Raw genomic sequence first — 12,876 nt, 5'->3', positions numbered from 1 at the left:
CCGGCAGCACGGGGACGGCGGGCGGTGTGCGCTTCGCGGTGGTCGGCAATCCGGCCAACCGCCGCGTGACGCTGTTCGCCGACGCGGTGCGCGCGGCGGGCCTGCCCGGACCGCGCGTGGTGCCGTGGACGGACGTCCTGCGCCGGGGAGGCGCCCGCTTCGCCCCCGGCGAGATCGTCCGCGTCGACTCGCCCGGCGAGGATCCCGAGGTGGACCGCATGCTGCGGGGCGCTGGGGAACCCACCCGGGTGGAGGGATCGGCGCGCTGGTACGCCGGGTTCACGGCCGCGCTGCGCGGTCTGCGCGGCGGCGTCCGGCTGGACGACCCGGACGAGGTGTCCGTGCTGTTCGACAAGCGCCGCTGCCACGCCGTTCTGGACGCGGCGGGTGTGCCGGTGCCCTTCTCCCCCACCTCCGGGCCGGACGGTGCCCCGGTGCGCGGCTGGGACGACGTGCGGACGCTGATGAGCACCCACCGGATGGCGCGGCTGTTCGTCAAACCGGCCCACGGGTCGTCGGCGTCCGGAGTCCTCGCCGTGGAGGCGGGCCGCGGCCGGATCAGGGCGACCACGTCCGTCGAGGTGACCGGGGACGGCCGGCTGCACAACTCCCTCAAGCTGCGCCGCTACGAGGACGAGCGGGACGTCGCCGCCGTCGTCGACGCGCTCGCCCCGGACGGCCTGCACCTGGAGCGCTGGGTGCCCAAGGCGTCCCAGCAGGGCCGCGCGACCGACTTCCGGGTGGTCGTGGTGGCCGGCCGGGCCACGCACGCCGTGGTGCGCACCAGCCGTTCGCCCCTGACCAACCTCCATCTGGGCGGACGCCGCGGCGACCTCGACGCCGCCCGTGCGGCCGTCGTGGCGGCGGGCGGCCGCTGGAGCGACGTGCTGGAGGTGTGCGAGCGGGCGGCCGCGTGTTTTCCGCGCACCCTGTGTGTCGGCGTCGACCTGCTGCCGGCCGTCGGCTGGCGCCGGACGGTCGTCGGCGAGGTCAATGCCTTCGGCGATCTGCTGCCCGGTCTCACCGGCCTGCCCGGCAGCGGCGCGGAGGGCCTGGACACCTACGGCGCGCAGGTCGCGGCGGTGCTGCGCGGACCCGCCCGCCCCGACGCCCCGTGGTCGACGGCGCAGGCGCTCTCCCGCCCGCCCGGTCACCCGGCCGGCACGCAGCCGGGTGCCCCGCGCGCGCCCGCCCGGCCGGTGTGACACCGCCCGGCCCCGCCGGCCGCCGCACCCGTACAGAACAGGAACACCGCATGACCCAGCCCGACATGAACGACATCGTCGGCGAGCACGACCTCCTCCTCGTCACCCTCGACACCCTGCGCCACGACGTGGCCGAGGAACTGGCGGCAGCGGGCCGCATCCCCCACCTCGCGCGTCATCTGCCGGGTGGCCGCTGGGAGAAGCGGCACGCGCCGGGCAGCTTCACCTACGCCTCGCACCAGGCGATCTTCGCCGGCTTCCTGCCGACCCCGGCCGCGCCCGGGCCGCATCCACGGCTCTTCGCGGCGAGCTTCGCCGGCAGCGAGACCACCGCCGAAGGCACCTTCGTCTATGACACCCCCGACCTCGTCGGCGGGCTGGCGAAGGCCGGCTACCACACGGTGTGCATCGGAGGGGTGGGCTTCTTCAACAAGCAGGGCCCGCTCGGCTCGGTGCTGCCGGGCCTGTTCCAGGAGTCCCACTGGGAGCCGGGGTTCGGCGTCACCTCACCCCGCTCCTTCGAGAACCAGGTCGAGCGGGCCGAGCAGGTCGTCGCCCGGCTCCCCGCGGACCGGCGCCTGTTCCTCTTCGTCAACGTCTCGGCGCTGCACCAGCCGAACTGGTTCCACCTGCCCGGCGCCACCCGGGAGGCCGGTGACACGCGTGCCACCCACGCCGCCGCCCTGGAGTACGTCGACCGGCACATAGGACGGCTGTTCGCGGCCGCGAGCTCGCGGCGCCGCTGTTTCGCGATCGTCTGCTCCGACCACGGCACCGCCTACGGCGACGACGGCTACACCGGGCACCGCCTCGGCCACGAGTGCGTATGGACCGTGCCGTACGCCCACTTCTTCCTCGACCCCGCCGAGGCCGCCCGATGACCACCGCCCCGCCGACCGGCCCCTACCAGCACTACGTCTACGCCTATCCCCACAAGACCGCCTACCGGCCCCTGCCCGACCGGCCGTCGCTGACGTCCCTGTGGGCGAGGGAGGACAAGAGCGCCCTCTCGCTCTACCTGCACATCCCGTTCTGCGAGGTGCGCTGCGGGTTCTGCAACCTCTTCACCCGCATCGGCGCCCCCGGCGGTCTGACCGGCGCCTACCTGGACGCCCTGGAGCGGCAGGCGACGGCCGTGCGCGACGCGCTGGGCGACGGCACCCGTTTCGCCACCGCCGCCTTCGGAGGCGGCACCCCCACGTTCCTCACCGCCCGGGAACTGGACCGGCTCTGCGACATCGCCGAGCAGCGCATGGGCGCCGACCTGCGCGCGGTCCCGCTGTCGGTGGAGGCCTCGCCCGCCACGGCCACCGCCGACCGCCTGGCCGTGCTGGCCGAACGCGGCACCACCCGGCTGAGCCTCGGCGTGCAGAGCTTCGTCGACTCCGAGGCCCGGGCCGCCGTCCGTCCGCAGCGCCGCGCCGACGTGGAGGCGGCCCTGGGCCGCATCCGCGACGCCGCCGTACCGGTGCTGAACATCGACCTCATCTACGGCATCGACGGCCAGACCGAGCAGACCTGGCTGCGTTCGCTGGACGCGGCGCTCGCCTGGCGGCCCGAGGAGCTCTACCTGTACCCGCTCTACGTCCGTCCCCTGACCGGCCTGGACCGCCACCGCCCGGACTCCGGCCGCGACCCGGCGTGGGACGAGCAGCGGCTGCGGCTGTACCGCTCGGGCCGCGACCACCTGCTGGCCCGGGGATACGTCCAGCAGTCGATGCGGATGTTCCGCCGGGCCGACGCCCCGCCGCAGGGAGCCGACGACTACGCATGCCAGACCGACGGCATGATCGGCCTCGGCTGCGGAGCCCGCTCCTACACCTCCGCGCTGCACTACTCGTTCGACTACGCCGTCGCCATGCACGAGATCCGCGGGATCATCGACGACTACGTCGCCACCACCGACTTCTCGCGCGCGGCGGTCGGCTACCGCATCGACCCCCGCGAGGCACGCCGCCGCCACCTGCTGCAGTCGCTCCTGCGGGCCGACGGCCTGGACACCGCCGACTACCGCGCCCGCTTCGGCTCCCTGCCCGCCGACGACTTCGCCGCCGAACTCGACGCCCTCGCGCACCAGGGCTGGCTGGCCGGCCCCACCGGCGCCCGCCTGCGGCTGACAGCCGAGGGCCTCGCACACTCCGACGCCATCGGTCCGCGTCTGTTCTCCCCCGCCGTGCGCGCCGCCATGGCCGCCTACGAAAGGAAGTGACGTCCGGCCATGGATCTCACCGTCCTCTACCGCGGCCCCCTCGCCTCCTGCGACTACGACTGTCCCTACTGCCCGTTCGCGAAGCGGCGCGACTCCCCGGACCGGCTCCGCGCCGACCGGGCCGCCCTGGACCGCTTCGCCGCCTGGGCCGCCGCGCAGACCGGCGACCGGCTCTCCCTGCTGTTCACCCCGTGGGGCGAGGGACTCGTGCGCTCCTGGTACCGGCGCACCCTCGCGGAGCTGTCGCACCTGCCGCACATCCGCCGCGTCGCCATCCAGACCAACCTCAGCTGCCGCACCGACTGGCTGGACGCCGCCGACCGCGACACCCTCGCCCTGTGGTGCACCTACCACCCGGGCCAGACGCCCTACGACCGCTTCCTCACCAAGTGCCACGACCTCGCCCGGCGCGGTGTGCGCCACAGCGTCGGCGTGGTCGGCCTGCCCGAACACCTGCCGGCCGCCCGCCGGTTGCGCGCCGACCTGCCGGACCACGTGTACCTGTGGGTCAACGCGGCCGAGGGACACACCTACGACGACGCGGAGGCCGAGGACTGGACGGCGCTGGACCCGCTGTTCCCCTACAGCCGCACCCCGCACGCCAGCGCCGGACTGCCCTGCCGCACCGGCGAGTCCGTGATCTCGGTCGACGGGGAGGGCACCGTGCGCCGCTGCCACTTCGTCCGCGCCGAGCTCGGCAACCTGTACGACGGCAGCTACCGGGCCGCCCTGCGCCCGCGGCCCTGCCCGCTGGCGGTCTGCGACTGCCACATCGGCTACGTGCACCTGGAGACCCTGCCCTTGTACGACGTCTTCGCCGGCGGCGTCCTGGAACGCATCCCGGCCGCCGTCCGGCCCGGCCCGACGTAGTCACCGGCCGCAGCGGACGTCACCGGTTCGCCTCACGGAGAAGCGGCCGAGCCGCGCGGGCGGGACACTGCAAGGGACACACGCCCCGGTCGGGTGAGCGCAGCCGGCCAGGTCGGCCACCGCTCGGAAAGGAGCACGACATGGCGGTGTGCGAGGTATGCGGGAACGACTACGCCCTGTCCTTCGAGGTGCACACGGCCGGTGACGCGGTGCACACCTTCGACAGCATCGAATGCGCCGCCCACCGGCTGGCCCCGATCTGCGACAACTGCCAGTGCAAGGTCCTCGGGCACGGGCACCAGGTCGACGGTCACTTCTTCTGCTGCGCCCACTGCGCCCGGGCACGCGGGTACGAGGCCCTCACGGACAGCGCCTAGAGAAGGAGAGTGCCCCGGCCGTGTGCCGACCGGGGCAGAACCCGCGTGGGGCATGATCGTGAAGGGCGGTCGCCTGCGCGGCGAGTGGTTCTCGGCGTGGCTCGTCGCTCACAGCCAGCCGTTGCGGCGGAAGGCCCGGTACAGCAGTCCCGCGCCCAGGGCCATGACGGCGAGGGCGCACGGGTAGCCGTAGCGCCAGTCCAGTTCGGGCATGTGGGCGAAGTTCATGCCGTAGAGCCCGGCGATCATGGTGGGGATGGCGAGGATGGCCGCCCAGGCGCTGATGCGGCGCATGTCGTCGTTCTGCCAGGTGCCCACTTTGGCGAGATGGGCGTCCAGGACGGAGGCGAGCAGGTCGTCCAGCGCGCGGACCTCCGTGTCGGTGCGGGTGAGGTGGTCGGTGACGTCGCGGAAGTACGGCAGCACCTGCCGCGGCCAGTCCTCCCGCGCGGTGGTCAAGGGCTGCAGGACGGGGACGAGGGGCTGGACCGCGTCGCGGAACTCCACCACCTCCCGCTTCAGGGAGTAGATCCGCTCGGTCAGGTCGTCCCGCGCGGGCGAGAAGACGCACCGCTCCAGCTCGGTCAGGTCCCTCCGGACCTGGGCGGCGGCCTCCGCGTAGGCGTCGACGACGACATCGGCCACCGTGTGCAGCACGGCGACCGGCCCGAGCCGTGCCATCTCCGGCTGCTCGCGCAGGCGCCGCGCGACCTCCCGTGCGGGATCGTTCGCGCCGTGCCGGACGGTCAGCGCGAACGACGGACCGAGGAAGATCATCACTTCCCCGGTCTCCACGTCCGCGGTCTCCTCGACGAACCACAGCGTCTTCATCGCGACGGCCAGTACGTCGCCGTAGCGTTCCTGCTTGGGCCGCTGATGCGCCTGGACGGCGTCCTCGACGGCCAGGGGATGCAGGTCCAGGTACTTGCCGAGCCGCTCCAGCTCTCCTGGCCGGGCTCGTCCAGACGGATCCAGGCGAACTCGTCCGGCTTCAAGCCGGCCAGTCGCTCAAGAGCCGCATCGCACGCGCCCGCCTCCCCGCCGCCGATCTGCTCGCACTGACCGGTTCGCTCCTGATAGATCACGCAGTCCATGTGCCTACGGGTGCTTCCGCCGCCGGATTCCATGCCTGGCAGTGCGAGGACGCCCCGTCGCCGCGGCGCCGGCCGGCCCACTACTCCACGCTGCGGGACAGCAACGAGTGGGGTGCGGTGGGTGCGGGGGCGGGGGACTCCGCGAACTCCAGGGGGTGCAGGTGGTTCCAGTACCGGTGCAGCGTCTGTGCCGGGGAGTCGGCAGGGTCGGGGGGCACGGTGGGGTCGCGGAAGGCCTCGTGCAGTTCCTCGACGCGGTCTGCGGCGGGCACGTCCGGGACGGTGTGCGGCCGGCGTGCGCGGGCGCTCCACCAGCGTGCGCCGAGTGCGGCTCCGACGGCCGCCGCAGCGGTGACGATCAACACCTCGCGATTCGGTACGACCTGCACGACACTCCCCCACTTCCCCGGGCCGGGCACAGCACTTGCCTATGGGGTGTCCCGCGCGGGGCGGTTCATTCCCACGGGCACGTCCCGGGGTGGCGGTACGGTCGCGGGTGGGGACGAAAGGGGCAGGCGGGCGGGGCGGGAGCCGTCAGCGCCCGCCCGCGTCGTCGGTGAGGGCGATGCGGGCGGTGATGCGTTTGCCCGCCTGGACCCGTTCCGCTTCGAAGCTGTGCGCGACCGCCATGACGATCTCCAAGCCGTGCTGGCCGACGCGCCCGGCGTCCGCGGCCCGCGCCACCGGCAGCACCGGGTCGGAGTCCCACACCGACACCACGATCATGTCGCCGTCGATCCGCAGCTCCAGCCGCGCCGGGCCGGGCGCGTACTTCCCGGCGTTGGTGACCAGTTCGCTGACCACCAGTTGCGTGATGTCCGTCGCACGCTGTGAGACGGGCAGGCCGTGGGCGGTCCTGACCTGCTCGAGGAAGTCGACGGAGCGGTGGCGTGCGTGTGCGATGCGCAGGCCGTCACCGTCGAGATCGACCGAGATCCGAGGGGGCTGCTCGCCGACGCGCGCAGCTATGCCGTCACCCAACATCTGGACCCATCACGTTGCCTCTTGCTCCCCCTCGCGCCCCCGCGCCTGATCCCGGACCGTCCGGTCCTCCCGCGCCTTCCGGCGGCTTCGCCGCCCCGGACGCCCCGCGGGTCGCCGCTGTGGACGCCGTCACCTGCTGCCGTCCTTTTCTGCCCTCGGCCGTGCCGGGAACCGGCGGGACGGCAGTGCCCGCCACCCCCGGGAGCCTCACTGCTTCGGCGGCTTCACGGCGATGTCGAGGTAGAAGGCGTCGATGCTGCGGACCGCCGCCTCGAACTCCTCGAGGTTCACCGGCTTGGTGACGTAGGCGTTGGCGTGCTGATGGTACGCGCCGGTGACGTCGTCCGGCGCCGCCGAGGTGGTGAGCACGACCACCGGGATCGTGCGCAGCTCGGCGTCCTCCTTGACCACGGCGAGGAACTCGCGGCCGTTCATGCGCGGCATGTTGAGGTCGAGCACGATGAGGTCGGGGCGCTCGTTGGCGGGGTCGCGCAGGTAGTCCAGGGCCGCGATGCCGTCGGAGACCTGGGTGATGTTGCGGGTGCCGCGCTCGGAGAGTGCGTCCTGGATGAGCATCGCGTCGGCGACGTCGTCCTCGACCAGCAGCACGTCGTAGGGGCGGGTTGCGGCGGCAGCGGCCATGGGTCACAGGCTCCGTGGAGTGGGAGGGGCGGTGGAAAGGGAGGTGTTGCCGGTGATGAGGCCGGGCCAGCGGCGCCGGGCCCCCTGACGACTCATGCTCACGGCCTGGCCGATCTCCGGGTATCCGGCTCCGCTCGCGGCGGCGGCGTGGGCCGCTTCGTCCTCGAGCAGCCGCACGGCCTCCTTGACGCCGTTGATCACCCGGAGACGGGCGAGCGCGCGTCGGCGGGCGTCGTCGCTCACGTCACCGGGGTCCGCCGGCGGGTGGAGGCCGTACTGGGCGAGGCGCCGGGTGATGTCCTCCACCACCGCGCCCACCAGCGCAGCCGTCTCTCCGCCGGGCGGCACGGGCGGGGGAGGCGGAGCAGGCATGGAGTCACCTTACGGCGTTGATCTCGCCCGAGACAACGTGTGTTGTCACGGCCGGTACAGTGGGCGTGCCGTGTCCCAGGCCGCGATCCCGGCCCGCCGAGGGGGAGCAACAAACCGCCATGAACAGCGAACAGTCCGTGTCCGAAGGAGCGATTTCGGGCTGGACCACTCGGCGATGGCTGCGCGCGGGGGTGGCCTCGACGCTGGCCGTCCTCGCCGTGCTCGGATCGCTCGGCGGGTGGGCCATGTGGCGCACTTCACAGCTCACCGACGAACTCGTCGACCGCCGCTCCCCCGCGCTCATCGAGTCGATGCGGCTGGAGGCGGCCCTGGTCAACCAGGAGACCGGGGTCCGGGGGTACGGCTTGTCGGGCCGCTCGGACTTCCTGGCGCCGTACCGGCAGGGCGTGACCGACGAGGCGGCCTCCCTGCGCCAGCTGCGGCCCCTGGTGAAGGACGACGCACCGGCACGGGCGGACCTGACCGAGGTCGAGAAGCTGGCCCGCCGTTGGCAGGAGCGCATGGCCGGCCCGGTCTCGTCGGCGTCCCCCGACTCCGCTGTGCGGCTGGCCACCTCACGGGCCGAGGAGGGCAAGACCACGTTCGACTCGCTGCGGCGGACCCTGAACGCCCAGCAGGCCCGTCTGCAGGCCGAGAGGACGGCGACCAACCGTCAGCTGCGGCAGGCCGAGACCCTGCGGAACTGGATGTTCGCCGTCATCGCCCTGGTGATCCTGCTGGTGGCGGCGCTCATCTTCGAGGGGCTGCGCCGCGGCGTCACCAGCCCCCTGGCCCGGCTCAGCGCCTCGGCCCGCGACGTGGCACGGGGCCGCTTCGACCGCACCCTGAGTGTCACCGGCCCCTCGGACCTGCGTCAGCTGGCCGCCGACATGGAGTCGATGCGCCGGCGCCTGGTGGAGGAGCTGCAGTTCAGCGAGGACTCCCGCCGCCTGCTCGACGAACAGGCGGAGGACCTGAAGCGGTCCAACACCGAACTGGAGCAGTTCGCCTACGTCGCCTCCCACGACCTGCAGGAGCCTCTGCGCAAGGTGTCCAGCTTCACCCAACTGCTCCAGCGGCGCTACGGGGGCCAGCTGGACGCGAAGGCCGATCAGTACATCGCCTTCGCGGTCGACGGCGCCAACCGGATGCAGAGCCTCATCAATGACCTCCTGGCCTTCTCCCGGGTGGGCCGGGTGCTGAACGACCACCAGAGGGTCGACCTGGAGGCGGTGATGGACGGCGTGGTGAACGACCTCGGCGTCGCCATCGAGGAGACCGGCGCCGAGATCACCCACGACCCCCTGCCCACCGTCGTCGGTGACGCCAGCCAGATGGGCATGCTCTGGCAGAACCTGCTCTCGAACGCGATCAAGTTCCGCAGCCCCGGACAGCCGCCGCGGATCCACGTCAGCGCCACGAACGCCGGTGAGCAGTGGGAGTTCGCGGTCAGCGACAACGGCATCGGCATAGCGCCGGAGTACCGCGAGAAGGTCTTCGTGCTGTTCCAGCGGCTGCACACCAAGGACGCCTACCCGGGCACCGGCATCGGTCTCGCCATGTGCAAGAAGGTGGTGGAGTTCCACGGCGGCGGCATCACGATCGACCCGGAGTACACCACGGGCACCCGGGTCGTCTTCACCCTCCCCGTGACCCCGGCCGACACCGACCCCGGCACGGACAGCGGCACCGACACCGACACCGACGCGGAGAGAAGGGCGCAGCCGTGAGCACCCCCTCCGCCCGGCAGGCCGAACGGTTCCGCATCCTCCTGGTGGAGGACGACGACGGCGACGCCCTGCTCGTGGAGGAACTCCTCCACGACACCGACCTGCCGCACACGCTCGCGCGCTGCCGGACCGCCGCCGAGGCGCGGGCGGCACTCGCCGCCCGTCCGGTGGACTGCGTGCTGCTCGATCTCCACCTCCCGGACGCCTCCGGGGTGCAGACGGTCCAGGCGATCCAGGCGGAGGCCGAGGCCGCGATCATCGTGCTGACCGGCCTGGACGAACCCCGGGCCGGGGTCGACGCCCTCGCGGCAGGCGCGCAGGACTACCTCGTCAAGGGCAAGGTCGAGCCCGACCTGATGCAGCGTGCCGTCCGCTACGCCGTCCAGCGGAAGCAGGCCGAGCGCGCCAACGCGGCCCTCCAGATCGGCCGCCTGCGCGCCGAGGAGAACGCCCGGCTGGAGCGCGGCCTGCTGCCCGAGCCCCTCCTGACGTCGACCGCCGTCACCGCCGCGAGCCGCTACTACCCCGGGCGGGCCCAGGCGCTGCTGGGCGGCGACTTCCTCGACGTCGTCCAGACCGACGACGGGCAGGTGCACGCCGTCATCGGGGACGTCAGCGGCCACGGCCCCGACGCGGCCGCCCTCGGCGTCTGCCTGCGCATCGCCTGGCGCTCGCTGACCCTCGGCGGACACCGGGACCAGGGTCTGCTCCACCTGCTGGAACAGATACACATCGCGGAGCGGGCCAACAGCAACCTGTTCACCACGTGCACCCTGATCACCCTCGACGCCGGCGCCTCGCGGCTCACCCTGCACCTGGCCGGCCACCACGCACCCCTGCTGATCACCCCCGACGGCACCACGGAGATCGAGGCCGCCCACGGGATGGCCCTCGGCATCGCCCCCGGTCTCGGCAAGTGGCCCGCCACCACCCTGACCCTGCCGGCGCGCGGGGCGCTGATCGCCTACACCGACGGCCTCATCGAGGGCTTCACCGACACCGCGGGCCGCCTCGGCGTCGAGGGTCTGCTGCGCATCATGGACGAGCTGCGGACCATCGACCCGGGAGCCCACCTCGACCGGCTCATCGCCCGGACCCGCACGCTCAACGCCGACCGGCACACCGACGACCTGGCCGTCCTGCGACTGGACTGGAACGCAGGCAGCGACGGGCACACGGCCGACGGGTGGCGCACGGCTCCCTAGCCCCGCCCGCCGCTGCGGGAGCGCGGGCCGCTGACCGTGTCCGCCGCCGGGGGCGGTGCCGCGCCGGCCGAGGCGCCGACCCCTGTACGGCGCCTCGGCCGGCTCCTCACGACAGGGTCCGGTCCCAGTGCTCGTCCTGGTCCGAGTCGTACAGGAGCTTGCCGCCGCTGTCGTACCCCTTGATGTGCGGAGCGTCCGTGACCTGCCGGCCCAGCAGGCCGGAGGCGACGAACCAGCCGTGGTCGAGGACGGCCCGCCGGGTGACGCCGCCGTAGGAGACGGTCACCTCCGCCACCGCCGGCTCGACCGTGCCGACGACCCCCCACCGGAAGGGGAGTTTCCAGCCGCCCTTGTCCGCGTTCGGCGGCTGGTGGAGACGGCCGGCGTTGGCCTCGGGCACGACCGGGCCCGCGTCGGGCGGATCACTGTCGGCGGTGCCGGTGCTGATGCCGGAGGCCTCGCCGTCCTCGATGTCGCAGACCACCCTCGTCCCGGCCGGACGGTCTTTGACGCCGACGACGTGGAAGGTGCCGGTGGCCGCCCCGGTCGTGCTCCTCGCCGCCCAGATGATCCGGTAGTCCTCCGCCTCGCCCAGCATCTCGCGGTGCGCCGGCGGTCCCCCGCGCTCGGAGGCGAGGCATTTCGCGAGACCGTCCGACGCCTGGGCGAACGTGATCCCGTCGAGCAGCTGCCCGTCGGTGGCGGGCCGAGCGGGCCCGGGCCCCGCCGTCGACGGGGGCGGCGTCCGCGCGGTGCCGTCGCGCGGCCCCCCGGCCGCCGTCCGCCCCGCCCGCTCGGGGCCGCCCGAGGCCACGGCGTACGCCCCGGCCGGCACGGCGACCAGCGAGACCAGCACGGCACCCGTCACCGCGCGCCGCCGCCGCTCGGCCACGCCGCGCCGCCGGATCGCCGTCCACGGCGCCGCCGAGGGCTCGACGGCGGACGCGTCCTCGGCGAGCAGCGCGCGCACGCGCTCCTCGAAGGCGGTCTCGCCGCCGCGCGTCGCCGGGCTCGTGCCGAGGGCCTCTTCCTTCTTGTCCCGGGCTCCGTTCACCTGCTGCCTCCCCGCCCGCCGGACACCGTGCGACCGATGTACAGCCCTGGATACGCCCGCAACTTGGCCAGGCCCTTGGACGCCTGGCTCTTGACCGTGCCGGTCGAGCAGCCGAGCACCTCGGCCACCTCCGCCTCCGACAGGTCCTCCCAGTACCGCAGCACCACCACGGCCCGCTGCCGGGCGGGCAGTCGGGCCAGTCCGGCGAGGAGGGAGCCGCGTTCCTCCACGCGGCCCGCGCTCTCGTCCCGCCCCGCGGTCTCCGGCGGGGCGGCGGTCAGGGACTCGGTCACGCGCCGCTTGCGGAACCGGTCGCTGTTGCAGCTGACCAGCATCCGGCGGACGTACGCCTCCGGGTTGTCGGCCCGCGAGATCCGCCGCCACGACCGGTACGCCTTGGCCAGTGCGGTCTGTGTGAGGTCCTCCGCATGGTGGACGTCACCCGTCAGCAGATACGCGGTGCGCACCAGGTGCGACCACCGCGCTCTGACGAACTCCTGGAACCGATCCTCTTGTTCGGCCTGCATCAAGCACCCTCCCTCGCCCCCCAGACCACCGTTGCGGCGGATTCGGTTGCCCGGCCGCCCGGAAGAGGGCGAGGGGCTCTTCACCGGCGCCGGGGTGCGGGAAGGGAGGGGGCCGGGACGGAACTCAGCGCGCCGGGATGGCCGCCTCGGCCGCCGCCTTGATGCGGGCGCCGAACGCGGGGGCGTCCTTGCGGGCGGCCTTGAGGGCCACGCCGACGAGGAGCTTGCCGAACCCGTGGCCCTCCAGGGCGTTGTGGAGACGGACCCGCGTCCTGCCGCCGGGCAGCGGCTCCAGGTCGTAGCCGCCCTCGGTGACCGACACGCTGTTCTCGGACACCTCGGTCCACCGCAGACGCACCGGGGCCTCGAACTCGGTGATGCGGAACTCGCGGGCCGTCTTCACGCCGGCGTCCTTGACCGTGCTGCGGAACACCGTCCCCACGGCCGTCGGTGTCTCGGGAACGCGCTCGATCCGGAGCACGCGGGGGCTGAACTGGGGGTCGTTGCGCCCGTCCGCGAGGTAGCCGAACACCTCCTCGATCGGCCGGTCGATCTCCACGGTGGCTTCGAACTGTCCTGACACGAGCGCTCCTCGATCACTTGGTCC

General features: G+C 73.3%; 15 protein-coding genes. 7 read left to right on the top strand and 8 right to left on the bottom strand.

Features of this window, described 5'->3' with window-relative positions; translation table 11 throughout:
• Window positions 1-26: 26 nt before the first annotated feature.
• The 5 genes from ACFYWG_RS09565 to ACFYWG_RS09545 all read left to right on the top strand — a co-directional run bounded on the left by ACFYWG_RS09565 (window position 27) and on the right by ACFYWG_RS09545 (window position 4,661).
• Complete coding sequence (locus ACFYWG_RS09565) at window positions 27-1,205, top strand: STM4014 family protein (protein WP_389200759.1); 1,179 nt, start codon at window positions 27-29, stop codon at window positions 1,203-1,205.
• A gap of 65 nt (window positions 1,206-1,270) precedes the next feature.
• The gene (locus tag ACFYWG_RS09560) at window positions 1,271-2,086 is read left to right on the top strand and encodes an STM4013/SEN3800 family hydrolase (RefSeq protein WP_385420356.1); all 816 of its coding nucleotides are present in this window, start codon (window positions 1,271-1,273) and stop codon (window positions 2,084-2,086) included.
• On the top strand, window positions 2,083-3,414 hold the full coding sequence (locus ACFYWG_RS09555; RefSeq protein WP_389200345.1) for an STM4012 family radical SAM protein: 1,332 nt from the start codon (window positions 2,083-2,085) through the stop codon (window positions 3,412-3,414). Before ACFYWG_RS09560 ends, ACFYWG_RS09555 begins: the two co-directional genes overlap by 4 nt.
• 9 nt (window positions 3,415-3,423) lie before the next feature.
• On the top strand, window positions 3,424-4,284 hold the full coding sequence (locus tag ACFYWG_RS09550; protein WP_389200343.1) for an STM4011 family radical SAM protein: 861 nt from the start codon (window positions 3,424-3,426) through the stop codon (window positions 4,282-4,284).
• A 140-nt stretch (window positions 4,285-4,424) separates the two neighbouring features.
• On the top strand, window positions 4,425-4,661 hold the full coding sequence (locus ACFYWG_RS09545) for a hypothetical protein (protein ID WP_376333573.1): 237 nt from the start codon (window positions 4,425-4,427) through the stop codon (window positions 4,659-4,661).
• A gap of 108 nt (window positions 4,662-4,769) precedes the next feature.
• Here ACFYWG_RS09545 and ACFYWG_RS09540 read toward each other — a convergent pair whose 3' ends face one another.
• The 5 genes from ACFYWG_RS09540 to ACFYWG_RS09520 all read right to left on the bottom strand — a co-directional run bounded on the left by ACFYWG_RS09540 (window position 4,770) and on the right by ACFYWG_RS09520 (window position 7,753).
• Window positions 4,770-5,567: a magnesium and cobalt transport protein CorA gene (locus ACFYWG_RS09540; protein ID WP_389200756.1), complete on the bottom strand. Its 798-nt coding sequence runs from the start codon at window positions 5,565-5,567 to the stop codon at window positions 4,770-4,772.
• Window positions 5,568-5,835: 268 nt separating this feature from the next.
• Complete coding sequence (locus tag ACFYWG_RS09535) at window positions 5,836-6,144, bottom strand: hypothetical protein (RefSeq protein WP_376333577.1); 309 nt, start codon at window positions 6,142-6,144, stop codon at window positions 5,836-5,838.
• A 145-nt stretch (window positions 6,145-6,289) separates the two neighbouring features.
• A complete protein-coding gene (locus ACFYWG_RS09530) occupies window positions 6,290-6,739 on the bottom strand; it encodes an ATP-binding protein (RefSeq protein ID WP_389200340.1) in 450 nt (149 codons plus the stop codon).
• 207 nt (window positions 6,740-6,946) lie between these two features.
• Window positions 6,947-7,381: a response regulator gene (locus ACFYWG_RS09525; RefSeq protein ID WP_376333581.1), complete on the bottom strand. Its 435-nt coding sequence runs from the start codon at window positions 7,379-7,381 to the stop codon at window positions 6,947-6,949.
• Window positions 7,382-7,384: 3 nt separating this feature from the next.
• On the bottom strand, window positions 7,385-7,753 hold the full coding sequence (locus ACFYWG_RS09520; protein WP_383508834.1) for a hypothetical protein: 369 nt from the start codon (window positions 7,751-7,753) through the stop codon (window positions 7,385-7,387).
• 119 nt (window positions 7,754-7,872) lie between these two features.
• On the opposite strand from ACFYWG_RS09520, the gene ACFYWG_RS09515 reads away from it, so the two are divergent.
• Both ACFYWG_RS09515 and ACFYWG_RS09510 read left to right on the top strand, forming a co-directional pair.
• Window positions 7,873-9,483, top strand: a complete 1,611-nt coding sequence (locus ACFYWG_RS09515) for an ATP-binding protein (RefSeq protein ID WP_389200337.1) — start codon at window positions 7,873-7,875, stop codon at window positions 9,481-9,483.
• On the top strand, window positions 9,480-10,688 hold the full coding sequence (locus ACFYWG_RS09510) for a PP2C family protein-serine/threonine phosphatase (RefSeq protein ID WP_376333586.1): 1,209 nt from the start codon (window positions 9,480-9,482) through the stop codon (window positions 10,686-10,688). The genes ACFYWG_RS09515 and ACFYWG_RS09510 overlap by 4 nt, the downstream gene beginning before the upstream one ends.
• A 106-nt stretch (window positions 10,689-10,794) precedes the next feature.
• Here ACFYWG_RS09510 and ACFYWG_RS09505 read toward each other — a convergent pair whose 3' ends face one another.
• The 3 genes from ACFYWG_RS09505 to ACFYWG_RS09495 form a co-directional block, all read right to left on the bottom strand.
• Window positions 10,795-11,742 (bottom strand): hypothetical protein, encoded by a 948-nt coding sequence (locus ACFYWG_RS09505; protein WP_389200334.1) that lies wholly within the window; start codon window positions 11,740-11,742, stop codon window positions 10,795-10,797.
• Complete coding sequence (locus tag ACFYWG_RS09500) at window positions 11,739-12,269, bottom strand: SigE family RNA polymerase sigma factor (protein WP_389200332.1); 531 nt, start codon at window positions 12,267-12,269, stop codon at window positions 11,739-11,741. Before ACFYWG_RS09500 ends, ACFYWG_RS09505 begins: the two co-directional genes overlap by 4 nt.
• Before the next feature lie 124 nt (window positions 12,270-12,393).
• Window positions 12,394-12,852 carry an SRPBCC family protein gene (locus ACFYWG_RS09495; protein WP_389200330.1) on the bottom strand — a complete coding sequence of 153 codons (459 nt, stop codon included), beginning with the start codon at window positions 12,850-12,852 and terminating at the stop codon, window positions 12,394-12,396.
• Window positions 12,853-12,876 lie beyond the last annotated feature (24 nt).

The organism is Streptomyces sp. NPDC003456, assembly GCF_042878735.1.
Taxonomy (GTDB): domain Bacteria; phylum Actinomycetota; class Actinomycetes; order Streptomycetales; family Streptomycetaceae; genus Streptomyces.
The sequence above is the reverse complement of the archived record's forward strand: the minus strand, read 5'-3'. Positions and strand labels throughout refer to the sequence as shown.